Genomic DNA, 26190 nt, shown 5'->3' with positions numbered 1-26190 from the left:
ACTACCGGCATTGGGCTTGGCCCGTCAAACTCGCGTCCATTCAGTCGATCCCTTTTGCGAGGCACCCGCTATGTCCACTACGGAAACGCTCGAGACGACGCCCGCTAACGCGTCTCGGCCGTCTACGCCAGCCCATGGGGCGGCCATGCCGCATCCGCGTCTCGTCTTGCTGTTGGCGACGGCGGCCGGCCTGGGCGTGGCGCCGCTCTATTACTGCCAGCCGATGCTGGGCGTGCTCGAGTCGGATATGGGCGCATCGGCGCAAGCGGTCGGCATGGTGCCGACGCTAACGCAGCTCGGCTATGCGGCCGGCATTTTGTTGTTGGCGCCGCTCGGAGATCGTTTCGACCGGCGCCGGGTCATTCTCGCCAAAGCGACGGCACTCGTCGTGGCGCTGTTGCTGGCGGCAGTTGCGCCGTCGATCGGATGCTTGCTCGTCGCAAGCTTTGCCATCGGGTTGTCCGCGACGATGGCGCAAGACGTCGTGCCGGCCGCGGCCGTTTTAGCCCCCGATGCGCATCGCGGCAAGGTGGTGGGCAAGGTGATGACGGGCTTGTTGCTAGGCATTTTGCTCTCGCGCGTCGTCAGCGGCTTGGTCGCGGCCCACTACAGTTGGCGTGCGATGTTCGTCGCGGCCGCGGCGAGCGTCGCCGCAATCGGCCTGGCCGCCGCACGCGGTTTGCCCCCTTTCAAGCCAACCACCCATTTGCCGTACCGCGCGCTGATCGCATCGCTCGGGCATCTGTGGCGGCATCAAAGGGCGCTGCGGCGCGCCGCGATCGCACAGGGCTTGCTGGCGATGGGTTTCAGCGCATTCTGGTCGACGCTGGCCGTCTTGTTGCACGGCGCACCGTTTCATCTGGGCAGCGCCGTCGCGGGCGGCTTTGGGCTCGCCGGTGCGGCAGGAGCGCTCGGCGCGCCGATCGCCGGCCGCTTGGCCGACCGACACGGGCCGGAGTGGGTGACGCGGCTCGGTATCGGCATTGCGACGATTTCGTTTGCCGCGATGGCGCTGGGCGCCGCGATGACGCCGCATGCGCAATTGGTGCTGCTGGCGTTGACGACGGTCGGGTTCGATCTGGGCGTTCAAACTACGCTGATCGCGCATCAGACGATCGTCTACGGGATCGATCCCGCTTCGCGCAGCCGTCTTAATGCGGTGCTGTTCGTGGGCATGTTCGTCGGCATGTCGGCCGGCGCGGCCATCGGCTCGGCGATGTTGGCGCAGTGGGGATGGATGGGCGTGATCGCGATGGCGGTGACGACGTCGCTCGCGGCATTGGCGGTGCGGATGTGGCCGCATCCCACGGCGGCGCAAGGCGGCGCGCGAAGGCATGGCGTTTGATCGGCTCGGCTGCCGCTGGACGGCGGCCGAGGTCGCTCACCGGTGCCGGTGCGCCTGGCCTCGCCCAGCGAAAAGCGCGGATAGCGGCATTGCCCCGCATCTGTCAATACCCGCTCGGTCGCAGCCGCGGATTCGCGGCTCGACTGTTGTTAATTGGCAGTGCCAACATGAGACGCCCCTAGGATTGCAGGCTGATCGGCTACAATCGCCCGCAAAAGACGACCAATAATTGCGGCGATCCACGGGGCTATGATGATCAGCGGTAGCGTTTTTTATCCTCTTCTTCCAGCAGGCGGCGCCATTCGCGCGCACCGTATTTTCTTTCATTCCGCCGCGCCTCGTTAAAACCCGACTGCTTTCACTGCACGTTCGTCATGCCTAGGGCAAAACGGCGCTCGCTTGCGTTGTCCAAAACTATTTCAACGTAGTGCTTTCTGAAAAACCAAGGGGTAAGACTTTGAGACCATCGAAACTATCCGGTGCCTTGTTGATCGGGGTCGTGGCCGCAGCGTTGAGCGGTTGCGCCACCGAATCGTCGCAGACGCTCGCCGTTCCCGTCGTCGCCGTCGCGCAAACGCCGTATGCCGGCAAACCCGTGGCGATCTCGATCGGAAAGTTCGACAACCGTTCGGAATACATGCGCGGAATCTTCTCGGACGGCGTCGATCGACTGGGTAGCCAAGCGAAGACGATTCTGACGACGCGCTTGCAACAAAGCGGCCGTTTCAGCGTGCTCGATCGCGACAACCTGAGCGAGATCAAGCAAGAAGCTGGCTTCATGCATAAGGCGCAGTCGGTGAAAGGCGCGAATTACGTGATCACGGGCGACGTGTCGGAGTTCGGGCGCAAGGAAATCGGCGATAACGAGCTGTTCGGCATTCTGGGGCGCGGCCGCAAGCAAATCGCCTATGCCAAGGTCAGTTTGAATGTCGTCGATACGACGACGTCGGAAGTCGTACTCTCGGCCCAGGGCGCCGGCGAATACAGTTTGTCCGATCGCGAAATCGTAGGCTTCGGGGGCACGGCGGGCTACGACTCCACGCTCAACGGCAAGGTGCTCGATCTCGCGATTCAAGAGGCCGTCAATCATTTGGCCCAGCGAATCGACGCGGGCGCATTGCGGACGAATTGATCGGCGCTGATTGATCGGCACTTAGGTTCCCGATTCGCACACCATCGATAACGATAACGATAGCAATAAAGATGAAACACACGCTCATATCGCGCGGCGCGGGGTTCGCCGCGCTTGCGGCCACGCTGCTGTTTACCGGCTGCGCGCCGACGACACCGTCGCTTTACCAATGGACGGCCTACCAGCCCGAGGTGTATGCCTACTTCAAGGGCAAGGACAGCCCGCAACAGCAGATCGATGCACTAGAGAAGGCGCTGCAGGAAATTCAGGCGAAAGGTCATGTGCCTCCGCCCGGTTTCCACGCCCAGCTCGGCATGTTGTACGCCAGTGTCGGCAACGATCGTGAGTCCCAGCAAGAGTTCGCGGCAGAGGAAAAGCAATTCCCCGAGTCGGCGCCTTTCATGGACTTCTTGATGAAGAAACCCAAGTAAATTGCGGCCCGACCATGTTCAAATTCTTTTCTCTCCGACTGTGGCTGGCCTTCTTCGCGCTGGCCTGCCTGGCCGCCTGCGCGGCACCGGTTAAGCACGTCGATTACACGGCGTTCAAGAGCAGCCGGCCTCGTTCGATCTTGCTGTTGCCGCCCGAGAACGCGACGCCCGATATCAAGGCGTCGTACAGCATGCTCTCGCAGATGACGATGCCCGTTGCCGAAGCGGGCTACTACGTCGTGCCCGTGGCGGTGATGGATGAAGCGTTCAAGCAAAACGGCTTGACGACGCCGACCGATATCGAAATGGCCCCGGCCGCCAAGCTGCGCGAGATTTTCGGCGCCGACGCCGCGCTGTACACGAAAGTGACGCAGTACGGCTCCGTCTATCAGGTGATCAACAGTTCGACGGTCGTCAGGGCGTCGTCCAAACTCGTCGATTTGCGCACGGGCGATGTGCTCTGGCAAGGATCGGCGGTGGCGACCGGCGACGAGCTGCACGGCAACGCCAATGCCGGCGGAGGCTTGATCGGTTTGCTGGTCCAAGCCGCCGTGAAGCAGATCATCCACAGCTTGACCGACGAAAGTCATGACGTCGCCGGCTTGACGAGCTGGCGGTTGCTGCACGCCGGGCCGCCGAACGGCTGGCTCTATGGCCCGTATTCGCCCAAGTATCAGACGGACTAATGACGGGTTCGCGATAGGCCTGGCCCGGGACGGCAATCGGTCGTTCCGCGCCGCGTCCGCCTCGTTCGATCGCGGATGATCTAGTCGTCGGTCATCGCGGCTAAGGGTGGGGCGCGCGCTCAAACCGCAGCGGCAATCTGCTCTCTGAGCCATGCGTGAGCCGGATCGCGGTGCGCGCGCTCATGCCAGAGCATGGACATCTCGTAGCCCGGAACATCGACGGGCGGCTCGACCACCCGCAAGCCGGGATGGGCCGATGCCAACCGAAACGGGGCCATGGCCACGAGGTCCGTGCTCGCCACCGCCGACACCAAAAAGAGAAAGTGCGGAACGGAGAGCACGACCTGCCGCGTAAGGCCGACTTGCCCGAGCGCTTCGTCGGTCACCCCATGAAATCCACCGCCGTCGGGCGACACGATGGCGTGCTCGAGCTTGCAAAATTGCGCGACGGTGGGCCGCCGCTTTAGGCGCGGATGATCGGCACGGCCGATCAGCACATAGCGTTCGGCGAATAGCACGCGCCGGCGCAAATGCTCGGGCGCCCCTTCGGTCGTGTGGAAAGCGAGATCGATGTCGCCTTGCTCCGCTTGTTTCTCGAACCTCGGCGGCACCATCTCGACCACAGCGAGCCGGCTCCCCGGCGCCTGCGCGCGTAGACGCTGCAGTGCGGGAAGGACGATCGTCGATTCGGCGTAGTCGGTGGCGGCGATCTTCCAGGTTCGGCTAGCGCGAGCAGGATCGAATGCTTGCGGTGGGGCGACGGCGCGCTCGATGGCCTCGAGCGCTTCGCGCAACGGCTCGCGCAATTGTTCGGCGCGATGCGTGGGGCGCATGCCGCGAGGCCCCGGTAACAACAACGGATCGTCGAATACGTCTCGCAACTTCGCGAGTTGAACGCTGACCGACGGCTGCGAATAGTGCAGGCGCTGCGCCGCGCGCGTGACGTTCTGCTCGGCAAGCAGCATGTCGAGCGTCACGAGCAAATTCAGGTCCAAGCTTCTGAGGCGATTATCCAAGGCAATACCTGTGATTTCAGGAATTCATTTCTACTATAGCGTGTCGAGTCGTACGCTGTGTCTCCATCGACCTAGGAGAACGCACTCATGAACGTATTGCTCGTCTACGCCCATCCCGAACCGAGATCTCTGAACGGGGCGCTGAAGGATTTTTCGGTCAAGCGGCTGCAGGACGCGGGACATTCCGTCCGCGTGTCCGATCTCTATGCCATGAACTGGAAGGCCTCGCTCGATGCCTCCGACAGCACCGAACACGTGCGAGGGGCCGTATTCAATCCCTCGGTTGCGTCGAAGCATGCGTTCCAAAACGGTACGCAGAGCGAAGACATCGCGCTAGAGCAAGAAAAGCTCGTGTGGGCCGATGCAGTCATTCTGCAGTTTCCGCTCTGGTGGTTCTCGATGCCGGCGATCCTCAAAGGGTGGGTGGAGCGCGTGTACGCATACGGCTTCGCCTACGGGGTGGGCGAACACTCGGATCGGCACTGGGGCGACCGATACGGCGAGGGATCGTTGGCTGGCAAACGCGCCATGCTGGTCGTGACGACTGGCGGATGGGAGCCGCATTACGGCCCGCGAGGGATCAATGGTCCGATCGACGATATTCTGTTTCCGATCCAACATGGCGTGTTGTTCTATCCCGGCTTCGATGTGTTGCCGCCATTCCTCGTCTATCGAACGAGCCGGATGGACGAAGGCCGATTCGCGCAGACGCGCGACGCATTGGGGCGCCGATTGGACGAACTGTGGAGCACGCGGCCGATTCCATACCGGCGGCAAAATGCCGGTGACTACGACATTCCCGAATGCACGTTGAAAGAAGCGATCTTGCCTGGGCAGACAGGGCTCAGCGTGCATCTTGCCGAGTGAAGATTCGAAGGGGGCTTGAAGGGGGCACCCGCAGGGCGGAGGGCGATCGAATCGACGTCGCCGCCCGATTCCATTGACAAGAAGATTTGTCGAGTCTAGTTTACTGGAAATCGTATTCCATAAAACTAGACAAGATGAACGTTCACGACACGATTGCGCGCCGAGTGCGCGAACTGCGCGATGCCAAGGGCTGGTCGCTCGATGCGCTGGCCGAGCGCAGTAAGGTGAGCCGGTCCAATATCTCCTTGATCGAGCGCGGGCAAAGCAGTCCGACCGCCATTGTTCTCGACAAACTGTCGATGGCGTTCGGCGTATCGCTCGCATCGCTATTCGAACAATCGGAACAAGTGCGCGTGCCCGAGCCGGCGCCGCATTGTTCGCGGCATGAGCAACTCGTCTGGACCGATCCCGATTCGGGCTATGTTCGGCGTAACGTTTCGCCGCCGGCATGGTCGCCGATTCAATTGGTGGAAGTGAGTTTTCCGCCAGGCAAGCAAGTGGCCTATGAAACCGGCGTGCGCGACGCCGACATCCATCAGCAAGTATGGATCTTGGACGGCACGATGGAAGTGACCGTCGGCGAACGGCAGTGGCGTTTGGCAGCGGGCGATTGCCTCGCGATGAAGCTCGATTGCCCGATCGTTTTTCGCAACCCGTCGCGTAAGGCGGCACGTTATTTGGTCGCTTTGAGCAAACCGTCGTTCGACGAATCGCGGAGCCACGGATGATCATGAGCGAAACGATTGCGATCCGGCGATTGGGGATGAGCGAGGCGATGGCCTGCGTGGACGCGCTCGCCGACGTGTTGATCGATTGCGTCGAAGGCGGCGCGTCGGTCAGTTTCATGCTGCCGATCGCCCGGCAAACCGCGCTGGCATTTTGGCGACATGTGGCCGAAGGCATCGCCCGCGACGAACGTATCTTGTTGATTGCCGAAAACGGGGCAGGGCAAATCGTCGGAACGGTGCAGCTCATCATCTCGCAGCCGGAAAATCAGCCGCATCGGGCCGATGTGGCGAAGATGCTCGTATCGCGCAGCGCTCGGCGCCAAGGCATTGCGACGCGCCTCATGGCTGCCGTCGACGAACAGGCGCAGCGTGCCGGTAAATCCGTGCTCGTGCTGGACACCGTGACGGGCGGCGAGGCCGAAGGGCTGTATGAGCGCTCGGGGTGGGTACGCGTCGGAACGGTCCCGAACTATGCGCTAATGCCCGACGGTACACTGTGCGGGACGACCTTTTTTCATAAGCAGTTATCGCCAGCCTAGGGGAAACCCCGATGAGATGTAAGTTGACTCTATGCGGGGTCACGCTAAACTAACTCGCGTCAGGTCCAAGTCGCATGCTTTCATGCGACTTTTTTCGAACAAGTAGCTAACGCGCGTTAGGTCGCTTATCCAAATGGCTCGTGTTACCAGCACCGCAGTCGCGAAACTCGCCGGCGTCTCCCGGACGACGGTCTCGTTCGTCTTGAATGGCGTTTCGGGCATGGGCATTAGCGAGGAGACGCGCGAGCGCGTGCTCACGGCGGCCAAGCAACTCGGCTACGTCCCCAACGCGCTCGCACGATCGCTCGCGAGCGGCTCGGCCAAAACCGTCGCGTTGCTGCTGCCTCACGGCGACCATGTCCACGTCGACGTCGACGCCTATCTGCCGCGCTTTCTTGCCGGGCTCAGCCTCGCGTGCCATTCGAGCCAATATAAGGTTCTGCTGGAACCCGTCAAAGAGTCCGACCGCCCGGGAACGTTCATCGATCTGATCGACAGCGGTCGTGTCGATGGTCTCGTCGTCCTGAATCCCCGTCGTCTGGACGAAGCCTATCTATGGGAGTTGGCGGAAAAGGGCTTCCCACTCGTGGTGTTCGGTTCGAATTGGGCGGATCGACCGGGGCTGTGCAGCATCGGTGTCGACAATCGAGCGGCCGCGAGGCGGGCCACCGAGCATTTGCTGTCACTGGGCCATGAGCGCATCGCGCATATCGGGTTCGCCTCCGAGAGCTATCAAGTCGTGCGCGACCGTTTGGACGGTTTTCGCGAAGCGCTCGCGGCGCACGGCACCGAGATGAATCCGGCGTGGATTGCATTCGGCGACTACAGCGCGCAAAGCGGCTATGAGGCGATGCGCTCGATGCTGGCACGTTCGCCGCGCATGTCCGCGTTGTTCGCCGGCAACGACACCATCGCTTTCGGCGCCATGGCGGCGCTGCGCGACGCTGGATTGCGCGTGCCGCACGACGTCGCTGTCGTCGGGTACGACGATATTCCGTTGGCGGCGTTCGCCGCGCCGCCGCTGACGACGATGCGCACGGAGCCTTTCAATGAAGGCATCGACGCGGCGCAAACGCTGCTCAAACTGATTCGAGGGGAATCGAAGGACGGCTCGCATCGCCGAGACGTCGCACCGCTGATCGTTAGGCAATCGTGCGGCGCGGGCACGACGTAACGCGCATATAGGCTCCATCGCACGTCGATCGGGCCGCCAACGAAGGCAACGCACGGACGATCGAACGAGGAACCGATCAACCGGTGAGCCAATAGGTTAGTACTGCTAATTAATAACGGGACGGCTGGCGCGCGGCGCCGTCGACTGCGGCGAAGCTGACCCAGGTACAACAGAGACAAGACGGAGACGAGCATGGCAAGCGTTACGCTTAGAGCGGTTTCGAAGTCGTACGGCGGCACGCCGACGGTGAGTGGCGTCGATCTCGATATTGCGCAGGGCGAGTTCTGCGTGCTGCTGGGGGCGTCGGGTTGCGGCAAATCCACTTTACTGCGCTTGATTGCCGGCCTGGAAGACATCACTCAGGGCGATCTTTTCATCGGCAATCGCAGGATGAACGACGTTCCCCCGGCGCGGCGCGGCGTGGCAATGGTCTTTCAAAGCTATGCGCTGTTTCCGCATATGACTGTCTACGAGAATCTCGCATTTGGTCTTTCGTTGGCAAAGGCGGATAAGCGGGTGATTCGCGAGACGGTCCTGTCGGCAGCACGCGCGCTGCAGATCGAACATTTGCTCGAGCGTAAGCCGCGCGCGCTTTCCGGCGGCCAGCGACAACGCGTCGCCATCGGGCGAGCGATCGTGCGGCAGCCCGGCGTGTTCTTGTTCGACGAGCCGCTCTCCAATCTGGATGCCGCATTGCGCGCGCAGACCCGCTATGAGATTGCACGGATTCACCGTGACGTAGGCGATGCCTCGACCGTTTATGTCACGCACGATCAAGTCGAAGCGATGACGCTCGCCGATCGCGTGGTCCTACTCAATTCGGGGGAAACGGCACGCCAGCAAGGCAGCATCGCTCAATGCGGCTCGCCGCTCGAACTCTACCATCGTCCTCGCAACCGCTTCGTTGCCGAATTCATCGGTTCGCCGAAGATGAATTTCATTCCGGCGGTGCTGGTCGAGGCCAGCGAAACGGTTGCACGGGTTCGCTTGACAGACGGCGAATTCCTGGCGGCCCATGTGGACGCGCGGCGGCTTGCGCCTGGCGCGCCGCTAACCTTGGGCATTCGCCCCGAGGATGCGACCGTTCAAACGCAATGGCAGCACATCGTGCGCGAGGTGAAATGGCAAGAGCGCCTGGGCGATGCGACCTACGTCTACCTGAAAAGCGGTATCGATGGCGCGCCGTGGGTCGTCAAGTTGCCCGGCACGGAGAGCGTCGTGCCCGGTCAGCGTTTGCCTTTCGCGCTACCGCGTCACGCGTTGCATGCATTCGACGCACAAGGCGACGCACTCGAGCGCTGCATCGAGCATGAGCCGAACGTGCAGTGGCAGCCGCCGGCCGGTCATGGCGTCGATCGCGGTGCGCTGCACGCTTCGTCGTTCGCCGAAATCCAACCGTAGTGCAACAACCCGCGCCGTCGATCGGCGGCGGCGCCATGCGCGATTCCAAGGAGAAAAAAATGGAGACACGAAAGAAGGTATTTAAGACCGCATTGTTCGCATTATCCGCATTGGCTGCGGCAATGGCATTGCAGGCGAGCGCGGCTACGCTCGTCATCAACACGGATACGTCCGATCAAGCGGTCCGGACGGCGTTCGACGCGGCGGTGAGCGGATTCGAAGCGGCTAACCCCGACGTCCAAGTCAAAATCAATCGCTTCGATCACGACGCGTATAAAACGGCGATTCGAAACTTTCTGACGGCCGACGCTCCCGACGTGGTGAATTGGTATGCCGGGCACAAGATGGAGCCGTTCGTCAAAGCGGGCTTGTTCGAAGACGTGTCCGACGTGTGGAAGCAAAACGATCTGAACGACAAGCTGAAATCCGCGCAAAGCGAGGTGACGCTCGACGGCAAGCAGTGGGGCATTCCCTATACCTATTACCAGTGGGGCATCTACTATCGCAAGGACATCTTCGCGAAGCTTAACATCGAGCCGCCGAAAACCTGGCAAGCACTGCTCGATGCGTGCAAAAAGCTCAAGGCAAGCGGCGTGGCGCCGTTCGTGATCGGCACCAAAGAGCCGTGGACCAACCTGGCGTGGTTCGATTACTTGGATCTACGCGTCAATGGTTTTCCGTTTCATATGGCATTGACGGGCGGCAAGGTGCCGTTCACCGATCCGCGCGTTCAATCTGTATTCGCGCACTGGGATCAGCTGACCAAGCCCGGCTATTTCATGGATAACCATGCGTCGTACACCTGGCAGGAGGCTGCTACGTGGCTGGCGCAGGGCAAGGGCGCGATGTATTTGATGGGCAACTTCGTCGTGGCGCCGATGAAGCAGACCGGCCTTGGCGAAGACAAGCTCGGCTTCATGCCGTTCCCCACGATCGATTCGTCTGTCCCCGATGCGGAGGAGGCGCCGATCGAGACGATCCATATCCCGGCCAAGGCCAAGAACAAGGCCGATGCGCGGCGCTTTCTCGCCTATATGGCGCGCGCCGACGTCCAAGCGAAATTCGGCGAAGCCACGGAGGAGTTGCCCGTCAATCGCGATGCGCCCGCGCCCACCGATCCATACCTGAAAGCGGGGGCTGCGCTGCTCGGCAAGGCCGAGGGCCTGTCGCAGTTCTTCGATCGCGATGCGCCGCCCGAGTTGACCCAGGCAGCGATGGACGGATTCGAACGATACATGTTGAAGCCCGATTCGCGAGCCGACGTGCTCGGTCGTTTGGAGCAGGTTCGTCAGCGCGTTTTCAAATAACGCTCAATTCGTATGGCGGGCGCGCGGCTGGCAGCCGTCCGCCCGCCCGTTCGGGGAGATTTCGTGCAAACCGTCGCTACGTCAATCGACGCACCCGTCGCTTCATTTTGGGAGCGCCACCAACGCGCGATTGCGCCATGGCTCTTTTTATCGCCCTCGCTCGTCTTGTTCGCCCTGTACGTGCTGATTCCGATCGTTCGCTCGATCGGCTTCGGCTTCGACGCATGGGACGGACTGAGCGCGCCGCGCTTCATCGGCCTGGGCAACTATCTGGAACTTTATAGCGATCCCAACTTTTGGGTGTCGCTGAAGAACAATTTCATTTGGCTGGCCGGTTTTCTCCTGTCTGTACCGGCCGGCCTCTTTCTCGCGCTGTTGTTGAATCAGAGCGTGTTCGGCATGCGTGCCGTCAAGTCGCTCTTTTTCTTTCCGTTCGTGATCTCGCAGGCGGTCGTCGGTCTCGTCTTCGGGTGGTTCTACGATCCGACGAACGGTTTGCTGTTTCACGTGCTGCATGCGCTCGGCGTACCGAGCGTCGCAATCCTGTCCGACGACCGATTCGTCACCTACGGCATCGTTGCGGCTGGGCTGTATCCGCAGATCGCCTATTGCATGATCCTCTACCTGACGGGCCTGGCCGGTGTGCGGGCCGATCTCATCGAGGCGGCGCGGCTCGAAGGGGCGAGCGGGTGGACGATGCTCCGGCGCATCGTACTGCCGCAATTGCGCTCGGCCACCTTCATCGCCATCGTTGTGACCGTCGTCGGCGCGCTGCGCAGCTTCGACATGGTCTCCATCATGACGCAAGGCGGCCCATACGGATCGTCGCGCGTACTCGCCTATTACATGTACGAGCAGGCGCTCGGCGATTACGGCTATCGCGTCGGCTACGGCTCTGCGATCGCCACGGTGCTGTTTCTCGTCATGCTCGTCTATATCGGCTTCGTGCTGATTCGTGTCTACCGGCAGGAAAAGGAGCACGCCTAAATGTTTCCCACTCCGATCGAGCGGGCGAGTTTGCCCGTTCAATGGCTTTATCGCGGCGTCGTTGCCGTGGCGCTGATCGTCTGGCTTCTGCCGTTGATGGCCGTTGCCTTGACGTCGATTCGCGGCCCGGCGGATATCTTCGCGGGCAATTATTGGGGCTGGCCCACGCGATGGCAATTGATCGAGAACTATCGGGCCGTGTTCCGCGACACGGCGCTCGGCCGGTACCTGCTCAATACGTGCTTGATAGCGATTCCGGCCGTGGCGGGAACCGTCTTCCTGAGCTGCATGGCGGGCTTCGCCCTCGGCGTCTATCGCTTCCGATTGAACCTGGTGGTGTTCTTTCTTTTCGTCGCCGGCAATTTCGTGCCATTCCAGATCTTGATGATTCCGGTGCGGCTGATGAGCTTGCAATTGGGCTTGTACAACTCGGTGCCAGGGCTCGTCTTGTTTCACATCGCCTTCAATACGGGCTTCTGTACCTTCTTCATGCGCAACTTCATTCGGGAGTTGCCGCACGAATTGATCGAAGCGGCGCGCATGGACGGCGCCTCCGAGTTTCAAGTCTTTCACAAGGTGGTGCTCCCGCTCGTGCGGCCGGCGATCGCGGCGCTCTCCGTGCTGGTTTTCACGTTCGTTTGGAACGACTACTTTTGGGCCACTGTGCTCGTGCAGGGCGACCATGCTATGCCCGTGACAGCCGGGTTGAAAGCGTTGAGCGGTATTTGGGTCGCGCAGTGGCATCTCGTTGCCGCCGGCTCGATCGTCGCGGCCATGCCGCCGGTGCTCGTCTTCTTTCTCAAGCAAAAGCACTTTATCGCCGGTCTGACGATGGGCGCCACCAAGGGGTAGCCGCATGACGGAAACGATGCTCATCCAATTGAACGGCGAGAACGTTTGCCTCGCAGTCGAGCCGGCGCGTGCAACGGCGCCCGTGTGGCGCCACTTCGGCCCGCCGTTGGGTCTGTTCGCACCGGTGTGGCCGCTCGACGCGGTGCGGCCGCCGCCGCCGACAGTCCTCGATGGCGATCCGCCGTTTACCGTGCTGCCGACGCACGGTTTCGGCTGGTTTCATCACCCCGCGCTGAGCGGTAGCCGGCCGGGCGCACAAGGCGATACCGATTGGGCGCACGATTTTCGGCTCGACGGCATGAGCCGCGAGGGCGACGCGCTGCTCATGAAGCTGAGCGACCCGGTCGCCGCGCTCGCCGTGACGCTCAGCTATTCGATCGATCCGGGTTCGGATGTCGTATCCGCATGGGCGGAAGTGGAGAACCGGGGCGAAACGCCCTATCGTCTCGACTGGCTTGCGGCCGCTTGCGTGCCGTTGCCCGCGCAAGCGGATCGTGTGCTTGGCTTTACGGGACGGTGGACGCTCGAGTTCCAAGAGGCACGCGAGACATTGGGTGTGGCGACATGGCGCCGCGACAACCGGAGAGGGCGTACGTCGCACGATTCGTTTCCGGGCGTAATCGTCGGAACGGCGCTCGATGACGATGAAGGCGCGGTATTCGGCGCGCATCTGGCGTGGAGCGGCAATCATACGATCCTGATCGAGCCGCTGACCGACGGACGCCGACAACTACAGCTCGGCGAATGGCTTGCGCCGGGCGAGGTCGTCCTTGCCCGCGGCGAGCGATACCGCACACCGTGCGCCTATCTCTCGGTTAGCGGCCAGGGGCTCAACGGGCTCAGCGCGCAATTTCATCGCTTCGTGCGCACACGCGTGATGAATTGGCCGCAAGGCCGCATGCGCCCGCGCCCAGTGATTCTCAATACATGGGAAGCGATGTATTGCGAGCACGAACTCGGCTCGCTCAAGGCGTTGGCGGTGGCCGCCGCGCGGGTGGGCGTAGAACGGTTCGTCCTCGACGACGGCTGGTTCCATCGGCGCGGCAACGATCGGGCCGGGCTCGGCGATTGGTGGCCGGATGTGCGCAAATATCCGAAAGGATTGACTCCGCTCGTCGATCACGTGCGCGGGCTCGGCATGGAGTTCGGCTTATGGGTCGAGCCGGAAATGGTCAATCCGGATAGCGAACTGTATCGAGCCCATCCGGAATGGGCGCTCAAACTGGCCGGACGAGCCTTGGTGACCGGGCGAAATCAACTCGTGCTGGATCTATCGGAGCCCGCGGTGTCCGATTACCTGTACGACAGCATGGCCGCGTTGTTGTCCGGTCATTCGATTGCGTATCTGAAATGGGACATGAATCGCGATCTTGCGGCGGCGGGACATGCTGGGCGAGCGGCCTATCGGTGTCAAACGCTAGCGTTCTATCGGCTGCTCGAGCGGCTACGTACCGCATTTCCCGATGTCGAAATCGAAAGCTGCGCCTCGGGAGGGGGACGTGCCGATTACGGCGCGCTCGCCTACATGCATCGGATTTGGGCGAGCGATTGCAACGACGCATTGACGCGCATCGATATCCAACGCGGCTTCTTGCGCTTTTTCCCGCCCGAGGCGATGGGCGCGCATATCGGCGCCGTCTGTGCGCACACGACCGGCAGGCGGCATTCGCTGCCGTTTCGCGCGGCGGTGGCGCTCGTCGGCCATCTCGGCCTCGAACTCGATGTTCGAACGCTATCCGATTCCGAAGCCGACGACCTCCGGCAGTGGATCGCCCTCTATAAGCAATGCCGGCCGATCTCGCACCGCGGCGTGCTACGCCAGGGGCACTTGGGCGATGCGCTGGCATGGACGCAGGCGACGCTCGATGACGGGCGCGCCGCCGTGCTGACCGTTTTGCGCCGGCGCGAGGATACTACGCGCTACCCATCGCCGATCCCCGTCAAGGGATTGCGGCGCGATCTGAGCTACCTCGTGCGTGTGTTATCCATGCCCGAAGCGCCGTACTACACGAGGCACTCGGATTGTCTCGTGGCCATGCGGGAAGGCGGCGTCGAGATGTCCGGCGCGACGCTGATGGATCTCGGGGTGCCGGTTCCGCCGATGCCGCCCGAATCGGCCGTCGTCGTCTGCATGAAGGTATTGGACACGCAAAGCTGATTTCGCAACGCTGGGTGGTGGCGGTCGGCTTTTGTATCTCGACTAGATCGGCCAATTAGGACTCCTAAAAAAGTAGGTTGCTGTAAGCGGTACATGAACGTCGGGCCATCGCAGCGGTCGTGTTGTTGCGCATGGTCCGATCGACGTGGAGAAGCGTGAGGTTCCAACCATTCATCTTGGAGAGCATCATGTCGCGTGAAAATCAAGAGCGGGCAATGTCGTCCGCCCCCTTTGCTCGTCGATATCTGGAAATAGCCGTGTTGGCGTCGCTTGCCTTCGCTTTGGCGGGGTGCGGGAACGGGGACGGCGGCATGCCTCAGGCAGCCGCCGCAACCCGCGCGATGAAAGCGGCGGCGCCGGTCGATTCGAACGGCATCTATATGAGTTCGAACGAACCGACGCCCACGGCTTCGGATCAAGGAACGATCGCGAACGGCTTCAATGCCGCGGTTGGCGAAGCCAGCAAGCTGGCGCTTACCGATGCGAACTACAACTGGCTTTACGAGCGGTTCAATTGGGCGAACGCGGGCAATGGCGCCGATTGCAGTCAAGCGGGCATGGACACGGGCGGCGGCGGGTATTTCGCATCCTTGGCGGGACGATGTGCCTATTACTCTCGCGACTATGCGCATTACCTGATCGGCGCGTACTACATGGGGTACCAGAGCCAGAACGTGAACATGGCGCGCAAGTTCTCGACGGTCATCGATACGACCGATCCATCGCACCCGATTCCCTGGTGGGCCTTTGGCATTAACGGCAAGCCCTACGAACGCCGGGCGGAGCAGCCGGCGTTGTTCGAGATCGGCGACAGCATCTTGACGCTCTATAAAATGACGGGCGACAGCAGCTATCTGAGCATGGCGTCGTATATCAACGGAGAGGTGAATTCGACCTACTGGAATGCGCAGGATGCGAACGGCAATTATTTCCGCAATACTGACGGTTTCAGGATAACCAGCTCGCCAGGCTCCGACGCGGCAACGTACAACGAGTTTGCCTACGATCCTTCGGAGTCGAAGATCATTTGGCCCGGCTACGACATCTTCTTGGGCGGCGATTCCGCCGCGTCGCAAATCGCCTATTACTGCAAACTCGCGAGTTATCCGGCCTTCCTGAGCGATCCGAGTACAGCGCCGACCTATACGGCGCGATGCAATACGCTCCGATCGAATTTCAACAACCACTGGTGGGAAAGCGGCGCCAATCGTTTCTATGTGGCGCAAGTCGGCCTTGCCAACGATACCTACACCACGCAGCCAGCGCCGAACGGACAATCGATGCCCGCATCGAATCTGGCTTACCTCGACGGCTATGCGGAAGAGCCGAACTTTTTCCCACTCTATAAGAATGTGATTACGGACTGGCAGAAGGTGACGGCCCAAGCGGACTTCGTCGACAGCTCCGCCGAAAGCAAGTACGACAACGACAACCACAATTACACACCGGGGATCGAGAGCTTCACCTATCTGCCGACATCGTTCTTCAACGTGGCCGACGGCTCGACCAACCGCTACGACTACGCCTGGAAATGGATGCGCAGGCTCGCTCATACGCAGTACGCGAACGCGTCGAACAACAGCGATGGCATTGCGACGGTGTACCCGGAAGTCCCATTCGTCTTGATTGCCGATTCGGTCACGAAAGTGTTGGGGTTGGACTTCAACGGCTTGCAGAACGCCTTTTCGACATTGCCTCGCTTGCCCTCGGATTTCACGACGAGCAACTACATCGCCGTACACAACGTTCCGCTGTATAGCAATGGACAGAATTCCTCGTATAACTTGCCCGTCGATATCACCGCGCAAAAGGTGGATGGCGGCAGCGCTTATGCGGTCCAACTCGCTTTTAACGGAACGAAGCCGTGGCAAGTCACGGGTTCTTCGGCATCGCTGACCTGGACGCCGAAGTTCTCCGCAGCCGTTGTTGCCACGGGTTGCGCCATCCAGACCACATACGATGACGGCACGTCGACGAAAACCGCTTATGGCGTCAGCAATGCTTCGGGCTATTACACATGCACGGATTCGTCGGGGAATATTGCGACGGTCAGTATCCCGCTGGGCAGTTCGGCATCTCGACATGTGACGAAGGTCATCGCCATGACCTACGAAAATGCGGTGGCGACCAGCATCTTGACGGCGGGGTTGCCCGCCAATCAGTAAGTTCGCGCCGCTAGCGGTGTAGCGACGCTGCGGCAGTGGCCGCCGCAGCGTCATCACCGCCCACGGCGAATGCGGCATCGGGCAATCTTTATCTATCTTTGAGATAGGGCGCCTCGAAACCGGTCGTTCGTGTACCGAAAAGGGGGGTCTTGGAATCCGAGAATTTGGAATCTCGGTAGCATCGCACCTCCAGTCGTGGCATAGTGCGTTCCATTCGATATAACGGGAGGAACGTATGGCCACATTGGAAGCAATCACGACGAAGATCAAGCGCCTTCAGGAACAAGCGGAAGCCATCAGACTCAAGCAAGCTTCGGCCACGCTCGCGCGTATCGCCGAACTCATGCGAGATAGCGGCGTGACCGTCGCCGATATCGAGGCACACGTTGGCGGCAAAAAGCGCAAAGGGCGTGCGGCCAAGCAAAACGCTGCCGGCCGAGCCGCGGCCGTCGCGAAGTACCAAGATCCGAAAAGCGGCGCGACCTGGTCGGGGCGCGGACGCGCGCCGGCTTGGATTGCGCAAGCGAAGAACCGCGATAAGTTTCTCGTCGACGGCAAAGCATCGGGCGTCCCCGCGCCGGCGGGTAGCGGAACGAAGCGGCGAGGCGCCTATGTTCGTGGGCCGCAGCCTGCGAAATATCGCGATCCTAAAAGCGGCGCCACCTGGTCGGGGCGAGGGCGTGCGCCCGCATGGATGGCGAACGCCAAGGACCGGACGAAATTTCTGATCGAAGCGGACGCATAAGCGCCATTCGAGCTTGCGCGTATTGACGCGAGGCTTATATCTGCTCGGAATCGCGGTGCCCGAGCGCATGTGAGCGAATGCGAGCGCGTGGCGCCAGCCGCAACGCACTCACTCCACCGTGACCGATTTAGCTAAATTCCTCGGCTTATCGATATCCGTCCCCCTGGCCAGCGCAGCATGAAACGCGAGCAACTGCATGGGGACGGTATGCAAGATTGGTGAAAGCGGCCCGTAGTATTCGTTAAGCCGAATGACGCTAACCCCTGGGCTCGGCGACAAGCCGCAATCCACATCGGCAAACACGAATAGTTTTCCGTTGCGTGCGCTCACTTCATGCATGTTCGAGCGGAGCTTTTCGAGCAACCGGTCGTTCGGGGCCACTGCAACGACCGGCATGTCGTCGCTCACCAGCGCGAGCGGCCCATGCTTGAGTTCGCCGGCGGGATAGGCCTCGGCGTGAATGTACGAAATCTCCTTCATCTTCAGCGCGCCTTCGAGCGCGATCGGATAGTGCATGCCGCGGCCGAGGAACAGAATATTTTCCTTTCGCGTCAGCGTTTCGGACCAAGCCATGATTTGCGGCTCGAGGGCCAACACCTTGCTCATCGCATCGGGCAAATGCCGCAGCGTATGCAGGTGCCGCAGTTCGTCGTCGTCGCTCAAGCGCCCGCGCATTTGCGCCAGCGTCAACGTCAAAAGAAACAACGCGACGAGCTGCGTCGTGAAGGCTTTCGTCGACGCCACCCCGATCTCGACCCCCGCTCGTGTCATGAAATTCAAGGTGCATTCGCGTACGAGTGCGCTCGTCGGCACATTGCAAATAGCAAGCGTATGGGTCATGCCCGCTCGCTTCGCCACATTCACCGCACCGAGCACGTCGGCCGTTTCGCCGCTTTGCGAGACCGCTACGACCAGCGTTTTGGGATTGGCCACGCTATCGCGGTAGCGGAACTCACTGGCGATCTCGACGCTCGTCGGCAATCCGGCCAGGCTCTCGATCCAATACTTCGCGGTGAGGGCCGCGTGATAACTGCCGCCACACGCCAGCAGCAACACCGAATCGATTTCGTTGAACGTGCGCCAAGCGTGGTCGCCGAAGAGTTCCGGCATGATGGAGTGCACATCGAGCAGCGTGTCGGCGATGGCGCGCGGCTGCTCGAAAATTTCCTTCTGCATGTAGTACCGGTAGCCGCTGAGATCCGCCGCACCGCTGTGAGCCGCCACGACCTGAACGGGCCGCTCGGCACGGCGCCCCTCTCGATCGACCACCCAATGACGATGCAATTGAATATCGGCGACGTCGCCGTCTTCGAGGTGGACGATCCGATCCGTCTCGTTCGACAGCGCGATCGCATCCGAAGCCAGAAAATTTTCTCCGTCGCCCAAGCCGATGACGAGCGGCATACCTTCGCGTGCGCCGACGATCCGGTGCGGCTCGTCGCGGCACATGACGGCGATCGCATAGCTGCCGCGCAGTCGGGCCACCGCTCGTTTGACGGCTTCCAATAAGTCGCCGTCGTAAAGGTGGTCGATCAAGTGGACGATCGTTTCGCTGTCGGTTTGGCTAGCGAAAACATAACCGTATCGTTCGAGTTCCGCGCGCAGCGTATCGCAGTTTTCGATGATGCCGTTGTGCGAAAGCGCGATGCGGGCGTTGTCGTCGCTCGGGGAGAAGTGCGGGTGCGCGTTGGTGGTAACCGGCGCACCGTGCGTGGCCCAGCGCGTGTGGGCGATGCCGGTATAACCGGACAAGCCGAGCGCCGTCACTTCGGCTTGCAATGCCGCGACGCGCTCGACGCTGCGCGCTCTTGCGAGCTTACGGTCTTGGTAAGCGACCACGCCGCACGAATCATAGCCTCGGTATTCGAGGCGCTTCAGCCCGTCGACCAGGGTAGGCAAGACATTGCGCTGGGCGACCGCACCGACGATTCCACACATTTCCGATCTCTCCGTTCGACGACCTGGATGTAGGCCAATGAACGGGGATCGTACGGTGGCCAACGTGAAATTTTCGTTCAAAAATTACGTGCAAATGAAATAAAAGATAATATAGAATACAGCATGAAATTAAATTTCATTCGCTGCGGCGAGTGCCGATGAAGAGAAGCCTGGCATGCAAACACTTGAGCTGGACGAACTCGACCGGCGGATCTTGTCGATCCTCCAAGCAGATTCATCGGTGTCGAACCTTGATCTCGCTCAAAAAGCGCTTGCTTCGGCATCTACGTGTTTACGGCGAGTCCGTCGCTTGAAGGAAGCGGGACTGATCGAACGCGAAGTGGCTATCCTCGATTTTTCAAAGATCGGGCCGAGCGTGACCGCGGTAATCGAAGTGAGCCTCGACCGCCAGACGGCGGAGGACTACGACACATTCGAAGCGTATGTCTGCGCCGAGCCTGCGGTCACCCAATGCTACCGCGTGTCGCCTGGGCCGGACTTCATCGTCGTTGTCGAATTGCTCGATATGCGTTCGTACGATGAATTCGCGCGTCGGTTGTTTACGCAATCGTCGAACGTCCGCAATGTCCGGACTTTCTTTTCGATGCGCCGGGCGAAATTCGAAGCGGGCCCTCCTGTGGCGACGTTGATCGATAGCCCAACGCGTTAGGGGGTGAGACAATCGTCTAATGTTTACGGGTGTTGCTTTCCAGCACCTATTTAGTCCGACGCATGGAGTGCGATACGATATGCCGCATATGGGGGGCGGCCGTGGATGTGCACGGATCTGTTTTGCCCGGGTGCATTCTTCTACGAACAAAAGATAAGCTCAATTCAATCATGCCCAGCACGGTCGCGCTCCTTGCCATCGCGCTCATGTCCTGCGTGATGAGCGCCGCGGTGCTCGGCTCGCTGCTGCGTGCGCAGGTGCGTGGCGTATCGCGTTGGTGTGCGGCGTACGGCATCTTTTCCGTCGGAATCGCGTTGATTCTCGCGGGACAGCGTCTGCCGCCGTGGCTTGGGCTCGCCTTCGAAAGCGGGCTGTTTCTCGTGGGCAGCTTTGCGATACTGCAAGGCGCGCGCGAGTTCTTCGGAAAGCGCAGAGGAACAGCCGCCGAATATGCGGCGGTAATAGGCGTTTATCTCGCGCTACTGTATTTCATCTGCATAAAGCCCAATCTCGATGCGAGCGTGGCCGTCAGTTCGGGCTACTTTGCCTATGTGCGGATGACGCTCGGATGGACGGTATGGCGATATCGGCCGGCGCATCGCCCGAAATATAGCTATTACTTTCTAGCGATCGCGGCATGTGTCGGTGGGCTGCTTCATGTGGCGCGCTCCATCGTTTATGGCGTGGGCTTGGCGCATCAAACGGCTTTTCTCGATCCCTCCCCGCTGAACATCGCATTCCTAGGGATGGGCATATTGAGCTTTCCGTTCATGTCGATCGGCATGGTGATGCTGGCGCACGATCGATTGGCGGAGCGGATGGAGCGGCTGGCGACGATCGACGAATTGACGGGGGCGTTGGTGCGGCGTGCGTTCATGGAGCGCGCGGAGGCTGCAATCGCGGCCTCGGAGGCGAGTGGCGCGCCGCTTGCTCTGGCATTGATGGATCTGGATAACTTCAAGGCAGTCAACGACCGGCACGGTCATGCCGCCGGCGATTGTGCGTTGGCGCATTTCGCCTCGACGGTGTCTCAGGCGTTGCGGCCCGGCGACCTGTTCGGGCGCCTAGGCGGAGAGGAGTTCGCCGTCCTGTTTCCCGCAACCCGCGAGGCACAGGCGCAGCATCTCACGAACGGCCTGCGCGCAGCGATCGCGCAGCGCCCGTGCGATCAAACGCCCTATACGTTCAGCGCGGGAGTGGACGAGTTTCGGCGCGGCGATCGACTGGCGCGCGTACTGGCGCGTGCCGATGCTGCCCTATATACGGCTAAAGCGTTGGGGCGCGATTGCGTGGTGATGGCGTCGTCGCATGGGGAGTCCGACGAGCGTATCGAACAACCCACTTGACGAGGCGAAGTGCGGGACGCGATACGGCCGCGGCGCTCGACTATCATTGAACTTATCAGACCAAAGGTCCCGTTTCCCGGAGAAAGCCTTGCCCGCGCGGTTGTTTCGATCGGCGCGGAACGATCGTAATCGTTTCGTCGCGTTGTATATAGCGCTCGTACTCGGTTTGCTGATTGCGGCTGCCGCGTTCGTCTACGAGGCGCGCGTCGTTATCGCCGATGGCATCGCCGAGGATAGCGCCTTCAGCATTCTTAGTACGACGAACCGCGTACTCGACGATCTTCAAGACGCGGAGACGGGGCAGCGGGGGTACTTGCTCACGGGATCCGCGGCCTATTTGCAGCCGTACGAGCGCGGCGCACGGGACGTCGAGCAAGCGCTGCGGCAACTCTATCTTTCGACCGGCGCCGATGCGGCGTCGATGCGAATCGTGCGGCGCATCGATGGGCTTCGGCAAACGAAGCTTGCCGAATTGGCACGGACCATCGACCTTGCGCGCGCCGGCGATCGCACGGATGCGATCGCACTCGTACAGACCGACGAGGGCAAGCGCGAAATGGATAAGCTTCGGGCCGACTTTGCGCAATTGAGCGAGCTTTGGCAAGCGCGTCAGCATCAGGCTGCGGCCGATGCTCGCCAGCGGGTGATGTTCGGTGCCGGTGCGCTCGCCGCTGTGGCGATTTTTGTCGGCGCGTTGTTGGCTTATGCGCTGGCGGTGCAACGGCGAGCGTTTGCGAATATTCGTGCTTATTCCGAAGCGATGGACCGCGAGGCCGCGCTCGATTCGTTGACGGGATTGCCGAACCGCAGACGGCTGCTGGCGGCGATCGATGCCGTGGCGGCGGAGCCCGGCATCGAGACGCGAAAGGTGGCGCTGCTTTACTTGGATGTCGATGGGTTCAAGAGCGTCAACGACGTGCTGGGACACAGCGCCGGGGACTTTTTTTTGCGACGGCTCGCGAAATGGTTATCGGCCGTGGTCAGGCGCGAGGACATGCTGGCGCGCGTGGGCGGCGACGAGTTCGTCGCGTTGCTGACCGATTATGGAAACGACGACGATTTGCGCCGGCTGGCCCGCCGATTGATCGAGCAGGTACAGGCGGTGGCGCAAGCGGAGTATGCCGGGCGGTTCTCGATCGGCCTGAGCATCGGCATCGCGACCTATCCCGATCGCGTGACCAACATCCGGCAACTGATGGACGTGGCCGACGCGGCGATGTATGTGGCGAAGCGCGAACGATCGGCGTTTCGCTTCGGGCCGGTCACGGCGAACGATCAGGCCTACGGTGTCAGTGTGTCGAAGTGAGGGGACCCCCGTCTCGGTTCCCGGCAGCGGTTAGCGAACCGCGATCGCCGCTTCATGTTTGCTCATGGGTTGCCGAAAGCCATAGCAAATTCCTCTGAATAGATCTCTGCCAGCGCAACGCGTAACGCGGCCGCACGTTCCTCCCCATACACCTCTTCAAAGCGTTTTTGCGCCTTGCGCCATAGGCGGTTAGATTCGGCAAGCTTGGCACGCCCCTCAACCGTCAACTCCACGCGGCGGCTGCGGCCGTCGCTGTCGTCGGGGCGCTGCGTGAGAAAACCGTCGCGTTCGAGCGGTTTGATATTGCGCGCCAGTGCGGATCGGTCCAGCACCATTGCACCGGCTAGTTCTGTCATCGTCGGGCTGCCCGCGCGCTCGACGTGAACGAGGATGGACCGTTGGGCGGTGCTCAGCCCACACGGCGCGAGCGTCGCGTCATACAACTGCGAGAGCCTTCGCGTCGCTTTGCGCAATGCGGCGCCATTGCAGACAAGAGGATCTTTCACGTTAGTCGGCGACATGAGGCTCTGCATCCTTACGTTCGAAGATGCCGGACACGGTATGGCCCGGCGCGGATGCACATAGTTTAGTTCATGTTGACTAGTACGGGTATATGCAAGTAGATTTCATTGCGATCTATTTGCATATACACGCATGTCGTCAACCTTGGGGGCAACTCGATGAGCACGAACTTGGCAGAACGTTCCGTCATGGCGTCTTCCGCCGTCAATCCGCGTCTGCATGCGATGCTCGAATCGCCGATCGCGCCGATGCTTGCCAACATGGGCTGGTCGAACATGCTGATGATGTTTGCGCAGGCGTCGACGGGGCTGATCGAAACCTGGTTTCTGTCAAAGCTTGGTACATCGGTACTCGCTGGCGTCGCGGTGGTCGTCCCGGTGCTGATGCTCATGCAAAACATGTCGCAAGGGGCGATGGGCGGAGGGATCTCGTCGTCGGTAGCGCGGGCACTGGGTTCTGGGAACGCGAATCTGGTCGATCGGCTCGCGCGCCATGCGCTCGTGCTCAACGTCCTGATCGGTGGGGCGTTTTCAGCGGTCCTTTTGGCGATGGCACGGCCGCTTTTCCGGATGCTCGGCGCGCACGGAGCCGCGCTGGACGCGGCCAGCGCATACGGCCACGTCGTGTTTGCCGGCCTGCCGCTCTTATGGGGAATGAATGCGCTCGCTAGCGCGATCCGCGGAACGGGCAACATGATCGTACCGGGCGCCGTGATTTGCGGCGGCGCGGCCCTTTTGGTTCCGCTCTCGCCTTGCCTCATCTTCGGCATCGGGCCGATACCGAGGCTCGGGATCGTCGGTGGTGCTTGGGCACTCATCGCGTACTATGCGGTCGGTGCGGCGATCCTCGGCTGGTATTGCGGAAGCGGCCGAAACGCGGCGCGCCTGGTCTGGGGCCCAATTCACTGGACGCCCATGAGCGGTATCCTTGCGGTCGGTGGGATAGCATGTGTCAATCCTATTCTCACGAATGCGTTAATGGCGCTGACCGGCGCGGCCGTTGGCGCGCAAGCGGGCACCGCGGCGCTCGCCGGCTACGCGACCGCTGCGCGGCTGGAATACCTGCTGATGCCGATCGCTTTTGGTCTTGGGGCGCCAATGGTGGCGCTCGTTGGGGCGAATATCGGGGCGGGCAAGCGCAAACGGGCGCAGCATATCGCGCTCATCGGCAGTGCGATGGCGTTCGTGCTCGCCGAGGGGGTTGGCGTCGCGGCGGCGCTGTGGCCACGAGCTTGGTTGGGGCTATTCGGCGCGAACGATCAGATGCTGCGAACGGGCGTCACCTGTTTGCGCGTCATCGGGCCGTTTTATGGTTTTTTCGGGCTGGGATTTTCGCTGTACTTTGCGGCGCAAGGGGCTGGCCGCCTCAAATGGCCGCTGGGTGCGGGAGCGTTGCGGCTGGCGCTCTATGCGGGGCTAGGCACAGTCGTGCTGCGCGCGACCGGATCGCTCCCGCTTTTTTTCGCCATTGGCGCAGGTGCGATGGTTGCCTACGGTTCGATCAATCTATGGGCGGTCGCATCGGGGCGCTGGTTTGCCGCGAGATGACGAGCGGGCCGATTTCGATTCCTGTTGGATGGCCTCACCGTCCCATCAAAGCCCAACTGCATCGCCCCCGAGTATCCGCATCATCGATCTCGCATTGCGCTGCCCTTGATCTTCAAAGCAGTTGTTGAAGATGACGTGAGTCGCTTTAACTTGGTTAGCGATAGCGAGAATCGGGGCGCTCAGCTCGCGCAGTTCTTCGTCGCTATAGTCGTAGTTGAAACGGCTCGAGGCCGAGGGGCCCGTTGCATTCCACGTGTCGGCGTTGCGACCATGCAGACGCACGATCGCCAGGTCGGCATTCGTCGCTTCCCAGATCGTCTGAGCGCGATTCGCAACGTCGGGCGGCGCATCCATGACGACATGCGCGATCCCGTGCTCGCGTTCGAAACCTAGCGTCCAAGCCTTGTGCTTCTCGTCGAGCCAAGAGGCGTTGCGGAATTCGAAGGCTGTCGCACGGCCGGCCATGCGCGCGGCGCATTCCTCGATATGCGCTCGGCCCTGCGAAGCGCTCGTCAGCCAAGGCGGAAACTGGAACAGGATCGAGCCCAATTTGCCGGCTTCATCGAGTGGGACGAGTGCGTCGAAAAAACGTCGCCAGATTTCGTCGATCAATTCCGGGGGGAAATCGCGGTAGTAGAGATTCTTTTTCGCGGTTTCCGGGACGTGGATCGCGATATCGGGCGGTAGTGCCTCACGGCCGGTTTGATGGCCGGTCAGTAAGCGGAAGGCTTTCACGTTGAACACGAAACCTTCGGGCGTACGTTCGGCCCATAACGCCGAATTCGTCGCGGCGGGCAGGGCGTAGTAGCTCGAATCGACCTCGACGAGCGGAAAAATGGATGCGTAGTAGGCGAGACGCGCTTGCGCGGTGGAACAGCCGCGCGGGTAAAAGCGCTTGCAAGCGATCAAGGATTTATCCGCCCATCCGGCGGTGCCGCAAAGGATATGGGTCATCGCTGATCGGCCGGCGGGCGCCGTGCGCGCATTTTGGATGATCGATTATCGAATCACCGGTGCATCGCGGGCGGAAGGCGGGATTACCCTTGGGTACGATTTTTCGGTCGCGGTCAAAACCGAAGGGCCCTACCCAGGGAAGAGGCAGGGCCCGTCTACAGCAACTTCGAGGTGAGGTAAGTCTACTGCTAGGGGTGCTTCTACTGCCAGGGGTGATGCAACTGCTAGGTGCTGCTATTCCGAGGTGAGGTGCTGCGGTACTGCGTACTGCGACTACGGTACTACCCATCAGGTACTCGTCACTGCTAGATGCTTCGAACTGCTAGATGCTTCGAACTGCTAGATGCTTCGAACTGCTAGATGCTTCGAACTGC

23 protein-coding genes are annotated in these 26190 nt (G+C 61.2%); 19 read left to right on the top strand and 4 right to left on the bottom strand.

Annotated features, from left to right (window positions below; translation table 11 throughout):
* Positions 1 to 70 precede the first annotated feature (70 nt).
* The 4 genes from ACTHN9_RS26815 (at position 71) to ACTHN9_RS26800 (ending at position 3594) form a co-directional block, all read left to right on the top strand.
* On the top strand, positions 71 to 1345 hold the full coding sequence (locus ACTHN9_RS26815) for an MFS transporter (protein WP_440539853.1): 1275 nt from the start codon (positions 71 to 73) through the stop codon (positions 1343 to 1345).
* 457 nt (positions 1346 to 1802) lie between these two features.
* A complete protein-coding gene (locus ACTHN9_RS26810) occupies positions 1803 to 2477 on the top strand; it encodes a CsgG/HfaB family protein (protein WP_440539852.1) in 675 nt (224 codons plus the stop codon).
* 86 nt (positions 2478 to 2563) lie between these two features.
* On the top strand, positions 2564 to 2908 hold the full coding sequence (locus tag ACTHN9_RS26805) for a DUF4810 domain-containing protein (RefSeq protein WP_440539940.1): 345 nt from the start codon (positions 2564 to 2566) through the stop codon (positions 2906 to 2908).
* A 14-nt stretch (positions 2909 to 2922) separates the two neighbouring features.
* On the top strand, positions 2923 to 3594 hold the full coding sequence (locus ACTHN9_RS26800; RefSeq protein WP_440539851.1) for a DUF799 domain-containing protein: 672 nt from the start codon (positions 2923 to 2925) through the stop codon (positions 3592 to 3594).
* A 119-nt stretch (positions 3595 to 3713) separates the two neighbouring features.
* On the opposite strand, the gene ACTHN9_RS26795 is transcribed toward ACTHN9_RS26800, so the two are convergent.
* Positions 3714 to 4625 carry a LysR family transcriptional regulator gene (locus ACTHN9_RS26795; RefSeq protein WP_440539939.1) on the bottom strand — a complete coding sequence of 304 codons (912 nt, stop codon included), beginning with the start codon at positions 4623 to 4625 and terminating at the stop codon, positions 3714 to 3716.
* Between the two features lie 72 nt (positions 4626 to 4697).
* On the opposite strand from ACTHN9_RS26795, the gene ACTHN9_RS26790 reads away from it, so the two are divergent.
* The 11 genes from ACTHN9_RS26790 (at position 4698) to ACTHN9_RS26740 (ending at position 17533) form a co-directional block, all read left to right on the top strand.
* A complete protein-coding gene (locus ACTHN9_RS26790) occupies positions 4698 to 5477 on the top strand; it encodes an NAD(P)H-dependent oxidoreductase (protein WP_440539850.1) in 780 nt (259 codons plus the stop codon).
* 134 nt (positions 5478 to 5611) lie between these two features.
* Entirely contained in the window at positions 5612 to 6205 is a 594-nt protein-coding gene (locus ACTHN9_RS26785; RefSeq protein WP_440539849.1) for a helix-turn-helix domain-containing protein, read from the top strand.
* Between the two features lie 2 nt (positions 6206 to 6207).
* Complete coding sequence (locus tag ACTHN9_RS26780; RefSeq protein ID WP_440539848.1) at positions 6208 to 6744, top strand: N-acetyltransferase family protein; 537 nt, start codon at positions 6208 to 6210, stop codon at positions 6742 to 6744.
* A gap of 133 nt (positions 6745 to 6877) precedes the next feature.
* Complete coding sequence (locus tag ACTHN9_RS26775) at positions 6878 to 7918, top strand: LacI family DNA-binding transcriptional regulator (RefSeq protein WP_440539847.1); 1041 nt, start codon at positions 6878 to 6880, stop codon at positions 7916 to 7918.
* Positions 7919 to 8110: 192 nt separating this feature from the next.
* Positions 8111 to 9319, top strand: coding sequence for an ABC transporter ATP-binding protein (locus tag ACTHN9_RS26770; protein ID WP_440539846.1), 1209 nt, complete (start codon positions 8111 to 8113; stop codon positions 9317 to 9319).
* Between the two features lie 59 nt (positions 9320 to 9378).
* A complete protein-coding gene (locus tag ACTHN9_RS26765; protein WP_440539845.1) occupies positions 9379 to 10626 on the top strand; it encodes an ABC transporter substrate-binding protein in 1248 nt (415 codons plus the stop codon).
* Positions 10627 to 10689: 63 nt separating this feature from the next.
* A complete protein-coding gene (locus ACTHN9_RS26760; RefSeq protein WP_440539844.1) occupies positions 10690 to 11613 on the top strand; it encodes a carbohydrate ABC transporter permease in 924 nt (307 codons plus the stop codon).
* Positions 11614 to 12465, top strand: coding sequence for a carbohydrate ABC transporter permease (locus ACTHN9_RS26755; RefSeq protein ID WP_440539843.1), 852 nt, complete (start codon positions 11614 to 11616; stop codon positions 12463 to 12465).
* Between the two features lie 4 nt (positions 12466 to 12469).
* Complete coding sequence (locus ACTHN9_RS26750) at positions 12470 to 14623, top strand: alpha-galactosidase (protein WP_440539842.1); 2154 nt, start codon at positions 12470 to 12472, stop codon at positions 14621 to 14623.
* 311 nt (positions 14624 to 14934) lie between these two features.
* The gene (locus ACTHN9_RS26745; RefSeq protein WP_440539841.1) at positions 14935 to 16788 is read left to right on the top strand and encodes a hypothetical protein; all 1854 of its coding nucleotides are present in this window, start codon (positions 14935 to 14937) and stop codon (positions 16786 to 16788) included.
* Between the two features lie 235 nt (positions 16789 to 17023).
* Entirely contained in the window at positions 17024 to 17533 is a 510-nt protein-coding gene (locus tag ACTHN9_RS26740; RefSeq protein ID WP_440539840.1) for an H-NS family nucleoid-associated regulatory protein, read from the top strand.
* 108 nt (positions 17534 to 17641) lie between these two features.
* Here ACTHN9_RS26740 and glmS read toward each other — a convergent pair whose 3' ends face one another.
* Positions 17642 to 19471 carry a glutamine--fructose-6-phosphate transaminase (isomerizing) gene (glmS, locus tag ACTHN9_RS26735; RefSeq protein ID WP_440539839.1) on the bottom strand — a complete coding sequence of 610 codons (1830 nt, stop codon included), beginning with the start codon at positions 19469 to 19471 and terminating at the stop codon, positions 17642 to 17644.
* Between the two features lie 175 nt (positions 19472 to 19646).
* Between glmS and ACTHN9_RS26730 the strand changes: the two genes are divergently transcribed.
* The 3 genes from ACTHN9_RS26730 to ACTHN9_RS26720 all read left to right on the top strand — a co-directional run bounded on the left by ACTHN9_RS26730 (position 19647) and on the right by ACTHN9_RS26720 (position 22793).
* On the top strand, positions 19647 to 20141 hold the full coding sequence (locus ACTHN9_RS26730) for an Lrp/AsnC family transcriptional regulator (protein WP_440539838.1): 495 nt from the start codon (positions 19647 to 19649) through the stop codon (positions 20139 to 20141).
* A 170-nt stretch (positions 20142 to 20311) separates the two neighbouring features.
* A complete protein-coding gene (locus ACTHN9_RS26725) occupies positions 20312 to 21487 on the top strand; it encodes a GGDEF domain-containing protein (protein WP_440539837.1) in 1176 nt (391 codons plus the stop codon).
* Between the two features lie 142 nt (positions 21488 to 21629).
* The gene (locus tag ACTHN9_RS26720; protein ID WP_440539836.1) at positions 21630 to 22793 is read left to right on the top strand and encodes a diguanylate cyclase domain-containing protein; all 1164 of its coding nucleotides are present in this window, start codon (positions 21630 to 21632) and stop codon (positions 22791 to 22793) included.
* A gap of 62 nt (positions 22794 to 22855) precedes the next feature.
* Here ACTHN9_RS26720 and ACTHN9_RS26715 read toward each other — a convergent pair whose 3' ends face one another.
* Positions 22856 to 23326, bottom strand: a complete 471-nt coding sequence (locus ACTHN9_RS26715; RefSeq protein ID WP_440539835.1) for a MarR family winged helix-turn-helix transcriptional regulator — start codon at positions 23324 to 23326, stop codon at positions 22856 to 22858.
* Between the two features lie 213 nt (positions 23327 to 23539).
* Here ACTHN9_RS26715 and ACTHN9_RS26710 point away from each other — a divergent pair, with 213 nt between their 5' ends.
* Positions 23540 to 24862 (top strand): MATE family efflux transporter, encoded by a 1323-nt coding sequence (locus ACTHN9_RS26710; RefSeq protein ID WP_440539938.1) that lies wholly within the window; start codon positions 23540 to 23542, stop codon positions 24860 to 24862.
* Positions 24863 to 24907: 45 nt separating this feature from the next.
* On the opposite strand, the gene ACTHN9_RS26705 is transcribed toward ACTHN9_RS26710, so the two are convergent.
* Positions 24908 to 25816, bottom strand: a complete 909-nt coding sequence (locus ACTHN9_RS26705) for a DUF72 domain-containing protein (protein ID WP_440539834.1) — start codon at positions 25814 to 25816, stop codon at positions 24908 to 24910.
* Between the last annotated feature and the right edge of the window lie 374 nt (positions 25817 to 26190).

Origin of the sequence: Trinickia sp., from assembly GCF_051953405.1 — a bacterium.
Classification (GTDB): Bacteria; Pseudomonadota; Gammaproteobacteria; order Burkholderiales; family Burkholderiaceae; genus Trinickia.
Note: the sequence above shows the minus strand (reverse complement) of the source record. Positions and strands in the feature narration are given on the sequence as shown.

Coding starts and splice junctions, on each gene's coding strand:
- ACTHN9_RS26815 (WP_440539853.1), top strand. CDS start 71: ATGTCCACTACGGAAACGCTCGAGACGACGCCCGCTAACGCGTCTCGG.
- ACTHN9_RS26800 (WP_440539851.1), top strand. CDS start 2,923: ATGTTCAAATTCTTTTCTCTCCGACTGTGGCTGGCCTTCTTCGCGCTG.
- ACTHN9_RS26790 (WP_440539850.1), top strand. CDS start 4,698: ATGAACGTATTGCTCGTCTACGCCCATCCCGAACCGAGATCTCTGAAC.
- ACTHN9_RS26785 (WP_440539849.1), top strand. CDS start 5,612: ATGAACGTTCACGACACGATTGCGCGCCGAGTGCGCGAACTGCGCGAT.
- ACTHN9_RS26780 (WP_440539848.1), top strand. CDS start 6,208: ATGAGCGAAACGATTGCGATCCGGCGATTGGGGATGAGCGAGGCGATG.
- ACTHN9_RS26775 (WP_440539847.1), top strand. CDS start 6,878: ATGGCTCGTGTTACCAGCACCGCAGTCGCGAAACTCGCCGGCGTCTCC.
- ACTHN9_RS26770 (WP_440539846.1), top strand. CDS start 8,111: ATGGCAAGCGTTACGCTTAGAGCGGTTTCGAAGTCGTACGGCGGCACG.
- ACTHN9_RS26765 (WP_440539845.1), top strand. CDS start 9,379: ATGGAGACACGAAAGAAGGTATTTAAGACCGCATTGTTCGCATTATCC.
- ACTHN9_RS26755 (WP_440539843.1), top strand. CDS start 11,614: ATGTTTCCCACTCCGATCGAGCGGGCGAGTTTGCCCGTTCAATGGCTT.
- ACTHN9_RS26750 (WP_440539842.1), top strand. CDS start 12,470: ATGACGGAAACGATGCTCATCCAATTGAACGGCGAGAACGTTTGCCTC.
- ACTHN9_RS26745 (WP_440539841.1), top strand. CDS start 14,935: ATGCCTCAGGCAGCCGCCGCAACCCGCGCGATGAAAGCGGCGGCGCCG.
- ACTHN9_RS26740 (WP_440539840.1), top strand. CDS start 17,024: ATGGCCACATTGGAAGCAATCACGACGAAGATCAAGCGCCTTCAGGAA.
- glmS (WP_440539839.1), bottom strand. CDS start 19,471: ATGTGTGGAATCGTCGGTGCGGTCGCCCAGCGCAATGTCTTGCCTACC.
- ACTHN9_RS26730 (WP_440539838.1), top strand. CDS start 19,647: ATGCAAACACTTGAGCTGGACGAACTCGACCGGCGGATCTTGTCGATC.
- ACTHN9_RS26725 (WP_440539837.1), top strand. CDS start 20,312: ATGCCCAGCACGGTCGCGCTCCTTGCCATCGCGCTCATGTCCTGCGTG.
- ACTHN9_RS26715 (WP_440539835.1), bottom strand. CDS start 23,326: ATGCAGAGCCTCATGTCGCCGACTAACGTGAAAGATCCTCTTGTCTGC.
- ACTHN9_RS26710 (WP_440539938.1), top strand. CDS start 23,540: ATGCTCGAATCGCCGATCGCGCCGATGCTTGCCAACATGGGCTGGTCG.
- ACTHN9_RS26705 (WP_440539834.1), bottom strand. CDS start 25,816: ATGACCCATATCCTTTGCGGCACCGCCGGATGGGCGGATAAATCCTTG.